Here is an 18551-nt window from a genome sequence, read left to right on the forward strand (position 1 = left end):
GCGGGAGGGTTCTGTCGGACGGCTCGTGGGGGTGGGCCGTCGACGAGGGCACAAGCGGCGGGTGGGCGGGGACGTCAGCGGACGATTTCGCCCTCGATGGCTCCGGCGGGTGGGGGTGGGGTGTCGTCTGGGACCACGACTGTTACCGGCGTGCCGGGGTGGACGCGGACTCGGCGGGGGCCGAAGAGGTCTCCCGTGACGGCACCGCCCAGGTTGCGCTGGGCGAAGCGTTCGATGCCTCGGCGGGCCAGGGTGCGGCCCGGTGGGAGGAGCAGGAGGAGGCCGGCCACGGCGGTCACGAAGCCGGGGATCGCCAGCAGGAGGGCGCCGGCCAGGCCGACCAGGGAGTGTGACACCTCGGGGCCGGGTGGGCGGCCGGCCTGGGCGGCGTCCTGGAAGGCGTGCCAGCCGCGGATGCCCTCGCGGCGGAGGAGGGTGAAGCCGATGATGGTGGAGATCACCAGGAGGAGGACCGCCAGGAGCGTGCCGATGGCGTGCGCCACCAGCAGGAAGACCGTGATCTCCGCGAACGCCAGGAGCGGGAACGCGATCGGTAGGTAGGCCAGTCTGTTTCGCCGCTTCACAACGTCCTCCGGTCCCGGGCCCGTGACATCCGGGCCCGGGTCAAGCATGCCACCTCACGGCCAGGTGGAACCCTGTCGCGGTTTGCGGTTGAGGAGACCCAGCAGGCTCTCCTTGCGGGCCTGCGCGCCCCACAGGGTGACCCTGAGCAGCTGTTCCTTGAAGATGTTGCCGCTCATCTTGCTGACGCCGTGTTCGCGTTCGGTGAACGTGATGGGCACTTCGACGATGCGGTATCCCTGCCGGTACGAACGCCAGGCCATCTCCACCTGGAACGAGTAGCCGGTGGAGGCGATCGTCGCGACGTCGATCTTGTCGAGGACGCCGATGCGGTACGCCCGGTAGCCGCCCGTCGCGTCCTTGAACGGCATCCCGAGTGCCATCCGGATGTAGATGTTGCCGCCGCGCGAGAGCAGCAGCCGGTGCATCGGCCAGTTGTGCACGCTGCCGCCGGAGATGTAGCGGGTGCCGAGCACCACGTCGTTGCCGGCGAGGGCGTCGAGCAGCTTCGACAGTTCCTCAGGCGCGTGTGAACCGTCCGCGTCCATCTCGACGACCGCGTCGTACCCCTTGTCCTTGGCCCAGGCGAACCCGGCCTTGTACGCCGCGCCCAGCCCCTCCTTGCCGGCCCGGTGCAGCACGAAGATGTGGTCGTCCGCGACGGCGAGTTCGTCGGCGATCGCGCCGGTGCCGTCGGGCGAGTTGTCGTCGGCGACCAGGATGTCCACGTCCGGCACCGCCGTGCGGGTCCGCTCGGTGATCGACCGGACGTTGTCCGCCTCGTTGTAGGTCGGGATGATCACGAGGACCCGTCCGACTCCCGGGTAGCCTTCCGCCGCAGTCACCGTTCCTCCGTAGCCTGCTCGCCGTTGCTGCTGTCAGTCTCGCGCCGACGGCGCAGGGGCAGCACGGCGGCGAGGGCGATCACCGTCAGAACGACGACGATCACCTCGGGCCAGATGCCCGAACGAGTCGCCAGCGTACGCGGTCCACCCAGGTTGATGTCACGGACCACCACCGCAGCCGTGTTGAAACCGGTCGAATCATGAACCTTGCCTTCGGCATCCACGAAACCGGACACCCCAACGGTGGACACCATCAGCCCGTTCCGCCCGTGTTCGACGGAACGCAGCCGGACCATGGCGAGCTGCTGGCGGGCCTCGGCCTCGTTGAAAGTGGCGTTGTTGGTCTGTACGGCCAGCAGCTGCGCCCCGCCGTCGACGGTGTCCCGGACGATCCCGTCGTACGCCACCTCGAAGCAGATGACGTCCCCCACGATCCCGCCGTCGCCCGTGTCGATGACGCCGGGGTGGTCGCCGGGCAGCATGTTGCGCACCAGGTCGACCTTCTCGCTGACCAGCCGCGCGATCGAGCGCAGCGGCATGTACTCGGCGAACGGGACGGGGTGGCGTTTCGCATACTGTTGGGCCAGGTCGGGGCCGGTGGTGGGGTTCCAGAGGATGCCGACGTTGTAGATGTCGCCGGGCTTGTCGGTGCGCTGCAGGGTGCCGACCAGGATGGGTGCGCCGATCGTGTCGGCGGCCCCGGAGATCGCGGCGGCCGCGTCGGCGTTGCGCAGCGGGTCGATGTCGCTGGAGTTCTCCGGCCAGACCACCAGATCGGGCTTCTTCTGCCGGCCGGCCGCGACGTCGGCCGCCAGCCGGCGGGTGGCGTTGACGTGGTTGTCGAGCACGGCCCGCCGCTGCGCGTTGAAGTCGAGCCCGAGGCGCGGCACGTTGCCCTGCACGAGTGCGATCGTGGCGGTCTCACCGGACGGCATGGTCAGCGGGACAGCGGCCGGCGCGGCCATCAGAACAACGGCGACAGCGGCGAACCCACCGGCGGCGAGAAGAGAGCGCCTCCAGAAGACGGCCACGAGGGCACCACCGGCCGCCGCGACCACGAACGTGACGAGCGGCGCGCCCCCGATCGCGGCGAGCCGCAGCGACGGCGCGTCACCCTGGCTGAAGGCGAGCCGCCCCCACGGGAAGCCGCCGAACGGGGCGCGGTCGCGCAGCGCCTCCTGAGCCGTCCAGAGCAGACCGGCCACCAGCGGCCAGAGCCAGCGCCACCGGTCCACGAGCGGCGAGGTCCAGGCGCCGGCGAGGCCGATCAGCCCGAGGATGGCCGACTGCGAGACGCCCAGGATGATCCAGGGCAGCCAGTCACCGGCGATGCTGGTCCACTGGAGAAGCGGCACGAACAATGCCGCACCGGTGAGCACGCCGAGCCCGTAACCCGCGCGGAGACGGCGCCGGTGCACGGCCGCGGCGAGCAGGGCGACGCCGACGGGGGCGAGCCACCACAGGTCGTAGGGCGGGAGGGCGGCGAGCACGGCCAGCCCGGCGGCCACCGCCAGAGCCACGGCGACCGGCAGCCGCAGCGGGCGCGGCGGCTCGTCGGCGGGGCTGCCCGGCGAAGCGAGGGCGGGCGGCGGCATCGTCATTTCCACGCCAGGCAGGCTACCCGCCCTTGGCCTGCGACGACGGAGGGGCGCGGCCACGTTTCGGCCACGCCCCTCGAGTGCTTCCGTCTGTCCTCGGCCGGTGGGCTCGGATATCGCACCCCGACCTTCGGACCGACGCGCCGCGAGCCGGGTGCCCGCTCCGTGCCGTTGTCTACTGGCCGTCGCGCGATCCCCGAGGGATCACCTGATCGCGGCCCGGTCCGCGCCTCTCCGCGCACCCTCACCCCCTGGACCTGGCTGAACGCGCGACCCCTGCGAGGACTGCGGCCAGTGGGTGAAGGAACGGAGCTATCGCTACCGCTCGCCGTGAACACGACCTGAAGACGGTACGTCCCCACACCGCCCACCTGTCAACCAGCAGTCCGCATCCTGGCGTGTCGCGTTCATCGGCGTGTCATGCACGCATACCGATCGCGTCACCGAGCAGTGCGCCCGCGACCTGCGGATGATCGACTGCGAGGAGTCCGGCGGCGGCGAGAACGTATTGATCGTCGATCACAGCTTTGGCACGTTCCGGTGGCGCCCAGCCGCCGACGACGTCGCCGAGAACCGCGTCGAGGACCCGCTCACCGCCGCCATGCCGCAGGACACCGCCCGAACCGACGACGAGACGAATGTCACGAAGATCACGTCCGCCGGTGCGCGGCTGACCGGGCCCGGCGGAGTGACCGCGCGCGTGCCGGCGCAGCGCGATCACCGCCGCGGCGGCGGCCAGTTCCTGATCGTCGCCGGGTGACGGGAGTTTCTCCGCCAGAGCGGCGGCGCGGGTTCCGTCGGCACCCACGGCCACGCCCAGGTCGCCCTCCACCGTGCGGGAGCGCCAGAGCGTGCCGGCCACGTCCCGGCGCGGGCCGGTCGAGATCTCCGCGTCGGGGACCAGCGCGGAGTAGACGTCGGTGGTGGCCCCGCCGACATCGACGACCAGGACGCCGGTGCCGGTCAGATCGGCCAGGAGCTCGACTCCGGCCAGCACGGCGTCCGGGGTAGCGGCGGACACGAGCGAGGCGAAGCGACGCCCGCGGGAGAGCCGCTTCCCACCGATGACATGGCGGAGGAAGACGTCACGGATGGCGGCACGGGCAGGCAGGGGGTCAAGGACACCGATGCGAGGCAGCACGTTAGAGGCTGATATAACCGAAATTTCGGATAATAGGGCGCGAGCGGCAGCCTGAGCGTCGGCGTTGCCGGCCAGCACGATCGGAAGCCGGAGGCGAGCGTTGGCAAGCCGAGAGGCGTTGTGCAGGAGCACCGAACTGTCACCACCGTCCGTGCCACCGACCAGGAGGATCACATCCGGCCGAGCGGCACGCAGCGCACGAACACCCCCGGCGTCGAGAGGACCCGACGCCACGTGCACCACCTGCGCCCCTGCCGACAGACCCACCCGATGCCCGGCCTCAGCGGTCACCAGAGCCTCGTAACCCACCACGGCGAGCCGCAGCCCACCCCCGGCCGACGAACAGACATAGAGGTGCTCTCCGCCGCCCACCGCCGCCACCGCCGCGTCCAGCCCGCGGAGAACATCAGAACCGGAGGTGGTGGGCACTTCCGCCCGGCGGATCAGTCGCGCGCCGTCGAGGTCGATCTGAGCGGCTTTGGTGTACGTGGACCCGACGTCCACGCAAACCGCGGTGTTCACTTGGCCGGCACCACCACGGTGCCCACCGCCGTGACCGCCACGATCGGCTCGTCGAGCACGGTCGCCGCCGACCCGCCGCTCCCCCGGCACACCACCTTCGACTCGAACGAGATCCGCCGCGACCGGGTCCCCATCTTCACCACCGTGGCCGTGACCTCCAGGACGTCCCCGGCCTGCACCGGCGCCTTGAACTGCACGTCGTCGTAGGACGCGAACAGACCCTCGTCGCCGTCCAGCCGGATGCACACCTCGGTGGCCACGTCGCCGAACAGGCCGAGCGAGTACGCGCCGTCGACCAGGTTCCCGGCGTAGTGGGCGTGCGAGTACGGCACATACCGGCGGTGCGTGACAGTGATCATGAAGAGCTCCCGGTCAGGGCGTGTACGAGATAGGAGGCGACCTCCCGTGGTGTGGTGCCACGGCTGAAGATCCGGTCGACGCCGAGTTCCGGTGCCATCAGCTCGTCGAAGCGCGGCCCGCCGACGATCAGCAGCGGGCGCCGGCCGGCCGGCAGCGCCTCACGGAAGGCGGCCGACATCGCCCGGGTGTTCTGCAGGTGCGCGTCGCGCTGGGTGACCACCTGGGAGACCAGTACGGCGTCCGCCTTCTTCTCGCGCGCCGTCTCCACCAGGTCCGGCACCGACACCTGGGCACCCATGTTGGTGACCGACAGCTCGGAGTAGTACTCCAGGCCCTTCTCCCCCGCGATGCCCTTGAGGTTGAGGATCGCGTCGATGCCGACCGTGTGCGCGTCGGTGCCGATGCAGGCGCCGACCACGTTGAGCCGCCGCCGCAGCCGCCGCTTGATCGTGGCGTTGACCTCTTTCGCGCTCAGCAGCGGGAAGTCACGCTCGACGACCTGCACCCTGTCGGTGTCGACGAGGTGCCCGACCTTGCCGTAGACGACGAAGAACGTGTACCCGTCGCCCATCTGCTTGGCGTGCACGAGCATCGCCGGGTCCATGCCCATCTTGCCGGCGAGCTGGAGCGCGGCACCCTCGGCGCGCTTGTCGTGCGGGATCGGCAGCGTGAAGGAGAGCTGCACCATCCCGTCCCCGGTGGTGTCCCCGTAGGGCCGGATGATGGTCACAGCGCCTCCAGGGCCGACGTGACGGGGTTGAAGTAGCCGTCCTCGTGCGCGGCGACGCCGTCGAGACCTTTGCCCCGATCGGCGGGCCGCTTCATGATCCCGAAGGTGCCGTCGGCGATGGCGTCCAGCAGGGTGTCGTCGACGATCCGTTCGAGCAGTTCGACGGCCTCGCCCAGGACCTCGGCCGCACGGGAGCGGATGAACGGGCCCGGCATGAAGTCCTCGTGCAGGTTGCCGGCGGCGCCCAGCACGTAGCGAACGTTCTGCAGAGCGATGTCGCGGTCCGAGAGCCATGGCGTGACGACCGCCTCGGTCATCATCCCGACGAGCAGGATGCCCTGACCGGTGAGGGCGCCGGCCAGGTTGAAGAAGCCGTCGAGCAGGTTGCCGCGGAAGACGTCGCCGGTCATGTGCTTGGTCGGCGGCATCCATTTCAGCGGCGCGTCCGGGAAGAGCTCCCGCGCCAGCAGCGCGTGCGCCAGCTCGAGCCGGAACGAGTCCGGCAAATCCGGATTTATCTCAAACGCGTGCCCCAGCCCGAGCTGCCAGTCCGCAAGCCCCGCCTCGTGGGCGAAGTACTCGTTCAACAGCTGGGAGACCGTCACCGTGTGCGCAGCGGAGACGGCATCAGCGGTGGTCAGGTAGTTGTCCTCACCGGTGTTGATGATGATCCCGGCGCGCGCGTGGACCTGCCGCGAGAATCGCTGATCGACAAATGTCCGGATCGGGTTGATATCGCGGAACAAAATACCGTACATCGAATCGTTCAGCATCATGTCCAGACGCTCCATGCCGGCCAGAGCAGCGATCTCCGGCATGCAGAGGCCAGAAGCATAGTTGGTAAGTCGGATATATCGCCCTAGTTCGCGAGAAGTCTCGTCAAGTGCCGCCCGCATGAGCCGGAAATTCTCCTGAGTCGCATAGGTTCCGGCAAACCCCTCACGAGTAGCACCCTCAGGCACGTAGTCCAGGAGAGACTGCCCGGTCGACCGGATCACCGCGATGATGTCCGCACCCGCCCGAGCAGCCGCCTGCGCCTGAGGAATGTCCTCGTAGATGTCCCCGGTAGCGACGATCAGGTAGATCCATGGACGCCGAGCGGGATCCCCGTACCTCTTGATCAAACGCTCCCGCTCAGCCCGCCGCCGGTCGATCAGCCTGATCCCCGCCTTGGCCGCCCGGGAGGCCGCCCGCCGCGCCGCCGTGATCTCCGGCTTGCGCGACGGGATCTCGAACCGCACCGCACCCGCCGCCGCCTTCTGCGCCAGCACGGTCACGTCCTCGACGCCCGAGGTCGCGAGGGCGTGGAACACCGGCACGGCCACACCGTGCCCCAGCCCCACGTCCGCGCGCACCGCGTCGACCAGGCGGTTCACCCACGGGATCCCGTCGGTGTCGGCGCCGTGCACCCCGGCCAGGCGCAGCACCGCCCGCTCCACCGACACGGTGGTGTGCGACCGCGCGAGGTCGACGACGGGCCGCCCGGCCCGTTCGGCGAGCGCCCGCGCCCGCGCGACCAACCGCGGGTCAAGATCCAGCTTCCCGGCCACAATGCTCCTAATCTTCGAAAATCGTCTCGCCGTGCAGCACCGTGCGGCGGCAGACCGGCCGCTCAGGCACGGTGCCCTCGATGTCGGGCAGCAGCGCCGGCAGCCCGTCGGTCAGCCCGCCCGGCGTGTCCCAGGCGGCGAACGTCGCCGAGTGCCCCGGCGCCAGCACGCCGATGCGGTCCTCGACCGCCGCCGCACGCCAGCCACCCCGGCTGCTCGCCGCGAACGCCGACCGGACGGTCATCCGGAACCGCGGGTTGCGCGGCGCGGCGGCGGCCACGACCATCGCCCACGGGTCGAGAGCGGTCACCGGCGAGTCCGAGCCGAACGCCAGGGTCACCCCGGTCGCGTGCATCGCCCCGATCGGGTTGCTGGCCAGCGCCCGTTCGGTGCCGAGGCGCTGTGCGTACATGCGGTCGGTGCCGCCCCAGAGCGCGTCGAAGACCGGCTGCACCGAGGCGACCACGCCGAACTCGACCATCCGCGCGATCATCGCCTTGTCGATGAGCTCGACGTGCTCGATGCGGTGGTGCCCCTCGCGCAGCCGGTCGACGCCGACCGACTTGGCGGCGATCGCGAAACCCTCCAGGACAGTCTCGATGGCGGCGTCGCCGATGGCGTGGAAACCGCCCTGGAAGCCGACCCGGATGCAGTCCAGGAGGTGTTCGGCGGCCTGCTCGGCGGTCACGAACGCCTCGCCGCAGCCGTGGTCGCCGTCGAGGTAGGGCGCGCGGACCGACGCGGTGCGGGATCCGAGGGCTCCGTCCGCGTACAGATCTCCGGCGGCACCGTGCGCGCCCAGGTCCCGCGCCCGTTCCGCACCGCCCAGCTCGCCCCAGTAGCCGAACACCTGCGGCAGTCCCTGCCCGGACAGCCTCAGCACCGACGCGAAGTCCTCCTCGCTGGAGGTGCCGGGCCCGGCGCACTCGTGCACCGCCGCGATACCCATCGAGGCGGCGCGAGTCAGCGCGGTCGTCTGCGCGGTGGCCCGCTGGGAGGGAGTCAGCGAACCGAGCGCGACCGCGCGCACCGCGTGGTGGGCCTGCTCCCGGGCCCAGCCGGACTCGTCGTAGCCGTCCACGCCGAGCGCGGCCGGAAGCAGCGACGAGGAGACGAGCGCCGAGTGCACCGAGGCCTGCGACAGGTAGACCCGGCGGCCGCCGCCGGCGCGCTCCAGCTCGGCGGCGGTCGGCGGCACCATGACCGTCCAGGTCGACTCGTCCCACCCGTGCCCGTGCACCACGCCGTCCGCCGGCCGGGTCGCCGCGAACGCCGCCACCGCGTCCAGCAGTTCCGCCGGCGAGCGCACCCCGGACAGGTCCAGGCCGTCGAAGGCCAGCCCGGTGTCGGTGGCGTGCAGGTGCGCGTCGACGAACGCCGGGGTGACCAGCGCGCCGTCCAGGTCCACGGTGTGGTCGGCGGCGGGAGCCGCGGCGCTGTCGCCGAGCCACTCGATGGTGCCGCCCCGGACCAGCATCGCGGTGGCGCGCGGGTCGGCGGGCGAGTAGATGCGACCGTTCAGGTAACGGACCAGGGGAGTCTGAGTCATGCGCGTCAGTCTGCCGCGATCCGCGCCTCGAACAACGCACGCACCGCGGGAACGCCGCGCAGCAGATCGACGGCGAACGCGGCGTGCCCCGGCACGTAACCGTTGCCGACCAGCATGGTGACGTCGGCGGCGAGGCCCTCCGCGCCGAGGGCGGCGGCGGAGAAGCTGGTCGCCATCGAGAAGAAGATCACGGTGCCGCCGGGTGCGGTGGCCAGGATCGCCCCGTGCTCGCAGCCGGGCACGTCCACGCAGACGACGGTGATGTCCGCGGGTTCCCCGACGGCCTCCGCCACCGCGACCGGGTCCCGGGCGTCGGCGATCGCGATCCGGTCGGCCAGTCCGGCTCCCTGCAGCGCCTCGCGCTCTTTCTCACTGACAACCACAGCCACGGTACGAGCACCCGCACGTTTTGCCGCCGCGAGGGTGAGCGACCCGCTCTTGCCCGCCCCGCCGAGAACCGCCACGGTCGCGTTGCCCGGGTACTGCCGCACGACACGGTCGGTGAGCGCGGGCGCCCCGCACACGTCGTAGACGGCCAGGGCCAGCTCCGGAGCGAGATCGTCGGGCAGGACGCCGACGATCGAGCGCCCGAACAGGATCGCCGTCCCGTCGGCCGGCACCTGCTCGCTGAGCCCGTCCCAGCCGGCCAGGCCGTCGGTGATCCGCAGCGGGGTCAGCGTCAGCGACACCAGGGTGGCCACCCGGTCCCCCGGTTTGACCGGCAGCGGCGACTCCGGCCCGACCTCCTCGACGACCCCGATCAGCATCCCGCCGGACCCGGTCACCGGGTTGTGCATCTTGCCGCGCGTCGCGACGATCTCGCACACCTCGGCCCGGATCGCCGCGCCGTCGCCCTCATGCTTGCCCGCGAGCTGCCGATAGCTGGCGGCGTCGAGGTTGAGCCGCTGCACGCGGATCCGCACCTCGTCCGGCCCGATCTCGGGTGAGGCGTCGAGCCGCCAGGCCGCCTGCGGTAGCACACCGGCCGGCTCCAGCACTCTCGCCAGGCCCACGGACCCCGCCATACCCATCCCCCTCACAGGAAACATCTGTCGTCGCTCGCCGGTCTACCGTAAATCTTTCGTATCATGGATGGCTAGACCGGAGATTCTCCAGTACGTTGGCGACCAGCCACAAGCTGACAAGGGAGGAAGCCGGTGCAGCCGTACGAGTACCAGCGGCGTGAGCTGATCGAGCCGGATTGGACCCGGTTCCCCGGCTGGCGTGACGTCACCGCCGCCCAGTGGCAGTCGGCCCAGTGGCAGCGGGTCAACTGCGTGAAGAACGTCAGGCAGCTGCGCGCCGTCCTCGGTGACCTGCTGGACGAGACCTTCTACGCCGATCTGGAGGCCGACCAGCAGCGGCTGGCCACCATGTCGATGCTGATCCCGCCGCAGATGCTCAACACCATGGTCCCCGACCGCACGCCCGACACGGCGTCGTTCATGGCGGATCCGGTGCGGCGCTACATGCTCCCGGTCGCCTCCGACCGCCTCCCCGACTGGCCGTCACACCCGAACGCCAGCCGTGACTCCCTGCACGAGCACGACATGTGGGTGGCCGAGGGCCTCACCCACCGCTACCCCACCAAGGTGCTCGCCGAGCTGCTCTCCACCTGCCCGCAGTACTGCGGGCACTGCACCCGGATGGACCTGGTCGGCAACAGCACCCCGGCGGTCGCCAAGCTCAAGCTCGTCCAGAAGCCCGTCGACCGCTACGCGGCACACCTCGACTACCTCAAGGCCCACCCCGGCGTCCGCGACGTGGTGGTCTCCGGCGGCGACGTGGCGAACGTGCCGTGGAAGCAGCTCGAGGCCTACCTGATGGGGCTGCTGTCGGTGCCGACCGTGCGCGACATCCGGCTGGCCACCAAGGCGCTCATGGGCCTGCCGCAGCACTGGCTGCAGGACGACGTGGTCGAGGGCATGCACCGGGTCGCGGTGACGGCCGAGCGGCGCGGGGTCAACCTGGCCGTGCACACGCACGTCAACCATGTGAACTCGCTGACCCCGTCGGTGGCGCGCGCCGTGCGCACGCTGCTGGAGGTCGGTGTCCGCGACGTGCGCAACCAGGGCGTGCTGATGCGTGGCGTCAACGCGACGACCGGCGACCTGCTGGACCTCTGCTTCGCGCTGCAGGGCGAGGCCGGCATCCTGCCGTACTACTTCTACATGTGCGACATGATCCCGAACGCGGAGCACTGGCGGGTGCCGGTCTGGCACGCCCAGCAGCTGCAGCACGACCTGATGGGTTACCTGCCCGGTTACGCGACACCGCGGATCGTCTGCGACGTCCCGTTCGTCGGCAAGCGCTGGGTGCACATGGTCGCCGAGTACGACCGGGAGAACGGCATCTCGTACTGGACGAAGAACTACCGAACCTCGATCGAGGCCGAGGACAGCGAGGCGCTGAGCAAGCTGTACGCGTACTACGACCCGATCGACACGCTGCCGCAGGCCGGGCAGGACTGGTGGCGCAAGCAGGAGCAGGAACAGGCCGCATGAGAACGGGCCCCGGGAATACCCGGGGCCCGTTTCGTCACTTCGGTATCAGCTGAGGGCGTCGCGGACGTCGCGCCCGGCGTCCTTCACGTGCTCACCGGCCTGCTTCGCGTGCGCCCGCGTCTCCTGGGCCTGGCCCTCGGCGTAGAGGCGCTCGTTGTCGGTCGCCTCGCCGATGCCCTGCTTCGCCTTGCCGGCGAGTTCCTCGGCCTTGTTCTTGACCTTGTCGGCGATGCTCATCGTCAACCCTCCGTGGTCGCGCAGCTCGTTACTGACTCCTCACAGTGATGCCCGCTGAGCAGCGAGTCGAAACGAAATGCGCGGGTACGGTGATCACCATGAATGACCACGCGTCGTCGTTCGGAGCGGCTGCCGAGGAGTACGAGCGAGGTCGTCCCCCGTACCCTCAGGAGGCGCTGGACTGGCTCCTGCCCGGCGGCGAGCCCCGCGTCCTGGACCTCGGTGCCGGCACCGGCAAGCTCACCCGGCAGATCCGCGACCGCGGCCTGGACGTGGTCGCGGTCGACCCGTCCGCCGGGATGCTCGGCGAGCTGCGCCGGGTGCTGCCCGGCGTGCCCGCGCACCTCGGCGACGCGGAGAACATCCCGCTGCCGGACCGCAGCGTCGACTTGGTGCTGGTCGCGCAGGCCTGGCACTGGGTGGACGCGGCGCGCGCGCTGCCGGAGATCGCCCGGGTGCTGACTCCGGGCGGGCGGCTCGGCCTGATCTGGAACGTGCGCGACGAGACCGCCGACTGGGTGGCCCGGCTCGGCGGCATCATCGGCGGCGCCGAGCTGGACCGGGGCAACCGGATCACCGAGCCGTTCGGGGCCGCCGCGACCACGGTGTTCTCCTGGGCCAACACCGTCAAACCGGATCAGCTGCTGGACCTGGTCGCCTCCCGCAGCGGGATCATCCTGCTGCCCGCCGACGAGCGCGCCGCGGTGCTCGCGCAGGTCCGGCAGTTGCTGGCCACCCACCCCGCGCTGCTCGGCCGCGGCAGTTTCGACATGCCCTATCACACTGAATGCGCGCGGGCGGATCTCGTTAATTGAAGGTGTCGTAACACTTAATTCTCAGTTGTAAACCCGGTCATTCGAGCGGCCCTTACGATGTGCCATCCTGCACGGATGGCAAAACGCGTTTTCCTTCACATCGGCGCCCCGAAGACCGGGAGCACCTTTGTGCAGAATGTGCTCTTCCAGAACAGGAGCGCACTGAAACGCGCCGGAATTCTGCTGCCCGGCAGCGCGTCCGCACACGACCAGGCGATGACCGACCTGCGCGAGGTGACGTGGCGCGACCCCGCCGCCACCTGGACCTGGGACCGGCTGGCCGCCAAGGCCGCCGGCTGGCACGGCGACGTGGTCATCAGCAACGAGGCGCTCGGCGGCGCCACCCCGGCGCAGGCGGCCCGGGCGGTGTCCAGTCTCGCGCCCGCCGAGGTGCACATCGTGGTGGCCACCCGCGACCTGTGGCGCACGTTCCCGTCGATGTGGCAGCAGAGCATCCGGTCCCGCAACATCTGGACCTTCGAGGCCTTCCTCAGCGCGGTCGAGCAGGGCAGGTTCGAGACGTTCTGGGAGATGCACACCGGCAACCGGATGCTGCGCCGCTGGGGCGACCTGGTCCCGGCCGCGCACCGGCACCTGATCACGGTTCCGCCGGCGGGGGCGCCGCACGGCACCCTGTGGCAGCGGTTCGCGCGTGTCCTCGGCATCCCGGACGGCGTCTGCGAGATCGGCGAGCCCACCGCGAACACCTCACTGGGCGCGGCCGAGACCGAGGTGCTGCGCCGGGTCAATCAGGCGCTCGGCGACCGTTATCCGCATCGCACGCCGTACCAGAAAGTGGTGCAGCGTCATCTGGTCAACGCCGTTCTGCGAAAGAGCGGCAACACGGTGCCGTTGCGCGTCGGGCCGGACCGCGCGGAATGGGTGCTCGACCTCGCCGAACAGCAGATCAAGGAACTCGCCGAATACCCGTGCGACATCGTCGGTGATCTCAGCGAACTGCGGCCGGCCGGCGTACGGGAGGCTCCCGGGCCCGCGCCCGCGGAACTCGGCGACAGCCAGGTCCTGGCGGCGGCGATCGAGGCCATCATCGGGATGCTCGGCCACGCGGAGTCGCTCGGCGACCGGGTCGACCACAGCTACGAGCAACGCTTCCAGCGACTGACCGAGCGGGCCACCGGGAAGGTGAAACGGACACTCCGTCTGCGTGGCTGATCACGAAGCCGGCCGGGTCCGTGATTAGTTAGTCCCTGTGGATGTCCGTTATGACCAGGCTTGTCAGGTGCCCGGGCCGTTCTTCGACATCGGAGGGCAGCCCGGGGACGGCTACGCCACTTGGGCGCCGGCGCCGCCGGGCTGGGTGACACGGCTCGAACGGGAGTGGCGCCACGTACGCCCTGAGCAGTCCGTCCTGCCCGAGCAGGGCTGGAAGATCCACGTGTCGGCCGTCGCGTCCACCGCGGTCGAGGTGCTGCAGAACGTCCACGACTACTGCGTACGCCACGCCCTGGCCTACAAGCACCTGGTCTCCCCCGTCGCCCTGCTGCGCCGCAACAGCAAGTACGCGCCGCGCGGGGCCAGCGGCAAGTTCGTCACCGTCTACCCGCCGGACGAGCAGAGCCTGGCCGCCGCCCTGACCGCCCTCGACGCGAAGCTGGGCGGCCGGCCCGGCGCGTACGTGCTCAGCGACCTGCGGATCGGCAAGGGCCCGCTCTACGTGCGCTACGGCGGTTTCCGCCCGATGTGGGCCACCGACGGCGGCCGGCGAGTCGCCGCGATACGCCGGCCCGACGGCACGCTCGTCCCCGACCGCCGCACCGCCGCGTTCACCGTCCCGGAGTGGGTGACGGTCCCCGAGGCACTCGCCCCGCACCTGGCGGCCCGCACCGGCGGCGGGAACCTGCCCTACCGGGTCGCCCGGGCCCTGCACTTCTCCAACGGCGGTGGCGTCTACCGGGCCACCCGCATCGCCGACGAGCAGGCCGTGGTGCTCAAGGAGGCCCGCCCGCACGCCGGCCTCGACGACCGGGGGGTGGACGCGGTGCAGCGGCTGCGCCATGAGCACCGGGTGTGGTCCGAGCTCGCCGGGCTGCCCGGCGTGCCCCGCGTGCACGAGCTGTTCACCGCCTGGGAGCACACGTTCCTGGCCATGCAGGACGTGCCCGGCGTGCACCTGGGCCGCTGGATGGCCCGCCACTACCCGCTGCACGCCGAGACGAGCCCCGAGGAGCGCGCCGCGTACGCCCGCCGCGCCGTTGCCCTCGCCGACCGGCTCACCCGGGTGGTCGCCGGCCTGCACGAGCGCGGCTGGGTCTTCGGCGACCTGCACCCGCGCAACGTCCTGGTCGACGACGAGGACAACCCGGTGCTGATCGACGCCGAGGTCGCCTTCCCGGCCGGCGAGGACCACCGCCCGGCGCTCGGCACGCCCGGGTTCCGCCATCCGCAGCTGCGCGGCACCGCCGTCGACCACTACGCCCTCGCCGCCATCAGGTGGTGGCTGTGGCTGCCGCTGGCCGCGATGGACGAGCTGGTGCCGCCGGTCGGCGACGATCAGCTCGACTGGGTGCACGAGTGGTTCGGCGTGCCGGTCGCCGACCTGGAGTCGCTGCGGCGCACCCTGCGCTCCGGCGAGCGCCGCTACCGGGCCCGGCCCGCCGACCCGATCACCGACGCCGCCGGGCTGCGAGCCGCGCTGATCCGCTCCGTGCACGCCAGCGCCACACCGGAGCGCACCGACCGGCTCTTCCCCGGTGACGTCGAGCAGTTCGACAGCGGCGGGCTCGGGTTCGGCCACGGCGCCTGCGGTGTGCTGTACGCCCTGCACGCAGCGGGCGAGCAGGTCCCGGGACACTACCGGCAGTGGCTGCTCGACCGGGTCCGCGAGGAGCCGCCCGCCCACCCCGGTTTCTGGACCGGCGCGCACGGCGTGGCGTGGACCCTGGAGCTGCTCGGCGAGCCCGCGCAGGCCGACGCCGTCCTGGCCGGCTGCCCCGACGACCGGGTCGGCGGGCCGGGCCTGGCGCACGGCCGGGCCGGGGCGGCGCTGGCCTTGATCGACCTCGCGGAGAGCCGGCACGACGACCGGTTCACCGCACGGGCCACCGCCCTCGCCGACGGCCTGGACCCGGACGCCCTGCCGCCGGGCCTGTTCAACGGCGCGGCCGGTGTCGCGCTCGCGTTCCTGCGCCTGCACACCGTCACCGGCGCCGCCGGCTGGCTGTCTCGCGCCGAGCACGCCCTCGACCAGGCACTCGCCGGATGTGTGGACACCGGGCACGGGCTCGCGGTGGCCGACGGCGAGACCACCCTGCCCTACCTGGAGCAGGGCAGCGCCGGTGTCGCCGTGGTGCTGGCCGAGCTCGCCCGTCACCGGCCCACGGCGCTCGCTGTCCGCAAACTGCCGGAGCTGCTGCGCGCCTGCGAGGCGGCGTTCACCGTGTATCCCGGACTGCTCAACGGGCGGGCCGGGCTGCTCACCGTCACCACCGACGCGGACCGGCACCTGGCCGGGCTGCGGTTGCACGCGGCGGGGTACGCGGACGGGGTCGCGTACCCCGGCACCAGCCTGCGCCGGCTCTCGATGGACCTGCACACCGGGACAGCGGGCGTGCTGCTCGCCCTGGCCACTCTCCGGCGCCCGGCCCTTCCCCTGGTCACCCCCCTCATCGGTCTCCGGCCGCTACCGGCCGGCAAGGGAAAGCGACTCGAAGGGATACCGCATGGAAGAGATCCTCGCGCTGCAAGAGCTGTCCGCTGACGACGAGATCGGTGAGCCCGAGCAGGGCCTCACCGCCGGCTCGTCCACCGACAGCGGTCTGAGCCTTCTCCTCTGCCTCTGACCGCGGCAGCGGCCGGAGCCCGCCCCGGCTCCGGGCGCTGTTGCGGGCATGGTGCACCCTCGGTTGCGCTGAGTCTCCTGTGGAGCACCGGGGGTGGTTGTGCCGGCTGTCCTGCTCGCGCCCGACGTCGCACCGAAGGCCGCCGGGCGGCTGACGACACCGCAGCTCTACCGTCTGGTGGCGGCCGCGCTGATCGCCCTCGGGCTGGCCGCCGGCGCCGCGCAGCTGGCCGCCGTCCGCGAGCGGCAGGCACTGATGCACGACGTCACCGCGGTCAGCGGGCCACTCAGCGGGCGCGCTCAGGAGCTTTACCGGGCACTCTCGGACGCCGACGCCACCGCGGCGACCGCCTTCCTGTCCCCCGGTGTCGAGCCGGCCGAGCTGCGCAAACGCTACCTCGACGACATCGCCCGCGCGACCGCGGCGCTCACCGTCGCGCTGCGGGAGGCCGACGACGAGGACGCCGTGCGGCTGCGGACCCTCGCTGACCGGCTGCCCGTCTACACCGGCCTGGTGGAGACGGCCCGCTCCTACAACCGGCTCGGGCTGCCGCTCGGAGGCGCGTACCTCATGGAAGCCTCCACCCTCATGCGCCAGACCCTCCTGCCGGAGGCGCAGGGTTTGCTGGCGGCCGCGCAGCGGCGCGTGATCGACGCCCAGCGGGACGCCACCGGCACGCCCATCACCGTCTACCTGAGCGGCCTGGCCGGGCTGGCCGCGCTGGTCGCCGCTCAGGTGCTGCTGGCCCGGCGCACCAATCGGCTGTTCAACCGCGGCCTGATCGCGGCGTTCCTGGTCGCCGTGGTCGCACTCGGCTGGACCACCGTGGCGCTGAACGCCGCCGGGAAGCAGGCGCGGGCCGGGCAGACCGAGGGCTCGTCGCAGGTGCTGCACCTCGCCGCCGCCCGGCGCTCGGCGCTGCAGGCGCGCGCGGACGAGGGTCTGACACTGATCGCCCGGGGGAACGGGGCGCGGTTCGAGGAGGACTACGCCCGGGTCTTCGACGAGCTGACCGGGACGCTGGGGCGGGTGAGCATCGCCGGCACCGATATCCCGCTGAGACGCTGGACCCAGCTGCACGGCGAGATGCGCGAACACGACGACACCGGCGACTACCGGGCGGCCGTGGCGATGGCGACCGACCCCGAACCCGCCGGGCTCTCGCAGACCTTCCGGGAGCTCGACATGACCCTGGACGCGGCACTGACCGCCGCGAACGACCGGGTTCGGGAGCGTGCCCGCCGGGCCGCCGGCGCGCTGACCGGGCTGACCGCGCTGGTCCTGCTGCTCACCGCCGGGCAGCTGGCAGCGGTGGTCCTGGGTTTCCGGCCGCGGATCGGAGAATACCGATGAAGCTCAGGGCTGCCGGCGTGGCTCTCGTCCTGATGGTCGCTGCCTGCAGCGCACCCGACGAGGTCCGGGAGGCACCCGCGGAGGCCGTGCTGCCGCTGCCGCAGAACGTGCAGGACCCGGCCGAGGTGCCGAGCGCCGCACCGGCACCGTCCTGCGTGCCCCGGGCCAGCCTGCGCCCCACCGGTGCGCTGCCGCGTCCGGGCCGGATGCCCTCGAATACCGCGATGGCCCGGATCGCCCAGCGCGGCCGGCTGATCGTCGGCATCGACCAGAACGCCTACCTGTTCGGTTTCCGCGATCCGCAGACCGGTGACCTGGCCGGCTTCGAGATCGACCTGGCCCGCGAGATCGCCGAGGCGATGCTCGGCGACCGCGGCGCCGTGCAGTTCCGGGCGATCACCACGGCCGACCGGATCCCGGTGCTGGAGCGCAAGGAGGTCGACCTGGTCATCCGGACCATGACGATGACCTGCGAACGCTGGCAGAAGGTGTCGTTCTCCACCGAGTACCTCAGCTCCCGTCAGCGGCTGCTGGTCCGCAGGGGCGAGGGCATCAAGGAGTTCGCCGATCTGGCGAAACGCAAGGTGTGCGCCACCCGCGGCAGCACCAGCATCATCAAGATCGCGGCGCAGCCGTCGAAGCCGATCCCGGTCAGCACCGACAGCACCCTGGACTGCCTGGTGCTGCTGCAGCAGGGCCAGGTCGACGCGGTCTCCACGATCGACGTGCTGCTGGCCGGGCTGGCCGCGCAGGACCCGGCGACCGAGGTGATCGGCACCCCGGTCTCCGACGAGCCGGCCGGTGTCGGCGTCTCCAAGGACTCACCCGAGCTGGTCCGGTTCGTCAACGCGGTCCTGGAGCGCAACCGAGCCGACGGGACGTGGCAGCGCAGCTACGACCGCTGGCTGGCCTCGCGCATCGGCCCGGCGCGGCCGCCGGCGGCGGTCTACCGGGACTGAGCAGCG

At 71.5% G+C, this 18551-nt stretch carries 16 protein-coding genes; 6 read left to right on the plus strand and 10 right to left on the minus strand.

What is annotated here, in order from left to right; translation table 11 throughout:
• Positions 1-74: 74 nt before the first annotated feature.
• The 9 genes from AB0M02_RS29155 to AB0M02_RS29195 all read right to left on the minus strand — a co-directional run bounded on the left by AB0M02_RS29155 (position 75) and on the right by AB0M02_RS29195 (position 9902).
• Complete coding sequence (locus AB0M02_RS29155) at positions 75-584, minus strand: FxsA family protein (RefSeq protein ID WP_364232393.1); 510 nt, start codon at positions 582-584, stop codon at positions 75-77.
• A gap of 54 nt (positions 585-638) precedes the next feature.
• Complete coding sequence (locus tag AB0M02_RS29160; RefSeq protein WP_364232395.1) at positions 639-1427, minus strand: polyprenol monophosphomannose synthase; 789 nt, start codon at positions 1425-1427, stop codon at positions 639-641.
• Positions 1424-3028: an apolipoprotein N-acyltransferase gene (gene lnt, locus AB0M02_RS29165; RefSeq protein WP_364232753.1), complete on the minus strand. Its 1605-nt coding sequence runs from the start codon at positions 3026-3028 to the stop codon at positions 1424-1426. Before lnt ends, AB0M02_RS29160 begins: the two co-directional genes overlap by 4 nt.
• Before the next feature lie 415 nt (positions 3029-3443).
• Positions 3444-4688, minus strand: coding sequence for a glutamate mutase L (locus AB0M02_RS29170; protein ID WP_364232397.1), 1245 nt, complete (start codon positions 4686-4688; stop codon positions 3444-3446).
• Positions 4685-5047, minus strand: a complete 363-nt coding sequence (locus AB0M02_RS29175; protein WP_364232399.1) for a hotdog domain-containing protein — start codon at positions 5045-5047, stop codon at positions 4685-4687. The genes AB0M02_RS29170 and AB0M02_RS29175 overlap by 4 nt, the downstream gene beginning before the upstream one ends.
• Positions 5044-5778 carry an OAM dimerization domain-containing protein gene (locus AB0M02_RS29180; RefSeq protein ID WP_364232402.1) on the minus strand — a complete coding sequence of 245 codons (735 nt, stop codon included), beginning with the start codon at positions 5776-5778 and terminating at the stop codon, positions 5044-5046. Before AB0M02_RS29180 ends, AB0M02_RS29175 begins: the two co-directional genes overlap by 4 nt.
• Positions 5775-7328 carry a lysine 5,6-aminomutase subunit alpha gene (locus tag AB0M02_RS29185; RefSeq protein ID WP_364232404.1) on the minus strand — a complete coding sequence of 518 codons (1554 nt, stop codon included), beginning with the start codon at positions 7326-7328 and terminating at the stop codon, positions 5775-5777. Before AB0M02_RS29185 ends, AB0M02_RS29180 begins: the two co-directional genes overlap by 4 nt.
• A 7-nt stretch (positions 7329-7335) precedes the next feature.
• The gene (locus AB0M02_RS29190; RefSeq protein WP_364232407.1) at positions 7336-8877 is read right to left on the minus strand and encodes an amidohydrolase family protein; all 1542 of its coding nucleotides are present in this window, start codon (positions 8875-8877) and stop codon (positions 7336-7338) included.
• A 5-nt stretch (positions 8878-8882) separates the two neighbouring features.
• Positions 8883-9902 (minus strand): L-erythro-3,5-diaminohexanoate dehydrogenase, encoded by a 1020-nt coding sequence (locus AB0M02_RS29195; protein ID WP_364232409.1) that lies wholly within the window; start codon positions 9900-9902, stop codon positions 8883-8885.
• A 132-nt stretch (positions 9903-10034) separates the two neighbouring features.
• Between AB0M02_RS29195 and AB0M02_RS29200 the strand changes: the two genes are divergently transcribed.
• Positions 10035-11381 (plus strand): lysine 2,3-aminomutase, encoded by a 1347-nt coding sequence (locus AB0M02_RS29200; protein WP_364232412.1) that lies wholly within the window; start codon positions 10035-10037, stop codon positions 11379-11381.
• Between the two features lie 45 nt (positions 11382-11426).
• On the opposite strand, the gene AB0M02_RS29205 is transcribed toward AB0M02_RS29200, so the two are convergent.
• Positions 11427-11618 (minus strand): CsbD family protein, encoded by a 192-nt coding sequence (locus AB0M02_RS29205; RefSeq protein WP_364232415.1) that lies wholly within the window; start codon positions 11616-11618, stop codon positions 11427-11429.
• 98 nt (positions 11619-11716) lie between these two features.
• On the opposite strand from AB0M02_RS29205, the gene AB0M02_RS29210 reads away from it, so the two are divergent.
• From AB0M02_RS29210 to AB0M02_RS29230, 5 genes are all read left to right on the plus strand, one after another.
• Positions 11717-12433: a class I SAM-dependent methyltransferase gene (locus AB0M02_RS29210; RefSeq protein ID WP_364232418.1), complete on the plus strand. Its 717-nt coding sequence runs from the start codon at positions 11717-11719 to the stop codon at positions 12431-12433.
• A 75-nt stretch (positions 12434-12508) separates the two neighbouring features.
• Complete coding sequence (locus AB0M02_RS29215; RefSeq protein ID WP_364232421.1) at positions 12509-13606, plus strand: hypothetical protein; 1098 nt, start codon at positions 12509-12511, stop codon at positions 13604-13606.
• A gap of 67 nt (positions 13607-13673) precedes the next feature.
• Positions 13674-16151, plus strand: a complete 2478-nt coding sequence (gene lanKC, locus AB0M02_RS29220) for a class III lanthionine synthetase LanKC (RefSeq protein ID WP_364232424.1) — start codon at positions 13674-13676, stop codon at positions 16149-16151.
• A gap of 175 nt (positions 16152-16326) precedes the next feature.
• A complete protein-coding gene (locus AB0M02_RS29225) occupies positions 16327-17586 on the plus strand; it encodes a hypothetical protein (RefSeq protein WP_364232427.1) in 1260 nt (419 codons plus the stop codon).
• A complete protein-coding gene (locus AB0M02_RS29230; RefSeq protein ID WP_364232429.1) occupies positions 17583-18545 on the plus strand; it encodes a glutamate ABC transporter substrate-binding protein in 963 nt (320 codons plus the stop codon). The genes AB0M02_RS29225 and AB0M02_RS29230 overlap by 4 nt, the downstream gene beginning before the upstream one ends.
• Positions 18546-18551: the final 6 nt, after the last annotated feature.

It is taken from the genome of Actinoplanes sp. NPDC051861, assembly GCF_040681145.1.
Classification (GTDB): Bacteria; Actinomycetota; Actinomycetes; order Mycobacteriales; family Micromonosporaceae; genus Actinoplanes.

Coding starts and splice junctions, on each gene's coding strand:
- AB0M02_RS29190 (WP_364232407.1), bottom strand. CDS start 8,877: ATGACTCAGACTCCCCTGGTCCGTTACCTGAACGGTCGCATCTACTCG.
- AB0M02_RS29195 (WP_364232409.1), bottom strand. CDS start 9,902: ATGGCGGGGTCCGTGGGCCTGGCGAGAGTGCTGGAGCCGGCCGGTGTG.
- AB0M02_RS29205 (WP_364232415.1), bottom strand. CDS start 11,618: ATGAGCATCGCCGACAAGGTCAAGAACAAGGCCGAGGAACTCGCCGGC.
- AB0M02_RS29210 (WP_364232418.1), top strand. CDS start 11,717: ATGAATGACCACGCGTCGTCGTTCGGAGCGGCTGCCGAGGAGTACGAG.
- lnt (WP_364232753.1), bottom strand. CDS start 3,028: ATGACGATGCCGCCGCCCGCCCTCGCTTCGCCGGGCAGCCCCGCCGAC.
- AB0M02_RS29215 (WP_364232421.1), top strand. CDS start 12,509: ATGGCAAAACGCGTTTTCCTTCACATCGGCGCCCCGAAGACCGGGAGC.
- AB0M02_RS29175 (WP_364232399.1), bottom strand. CDS start 5,047: ATGATCACTGTCACGCACCGCCGGTATGTGCCGTACTCGCACGCCCAC.
- AB0M02_RS29230 (WP_364232429.1), top strand. CDS start 17,583: ATGAAGCTCAGGGCTGCCGGCGTGGCTCTCGTCCTGATGGTCGCTGCC.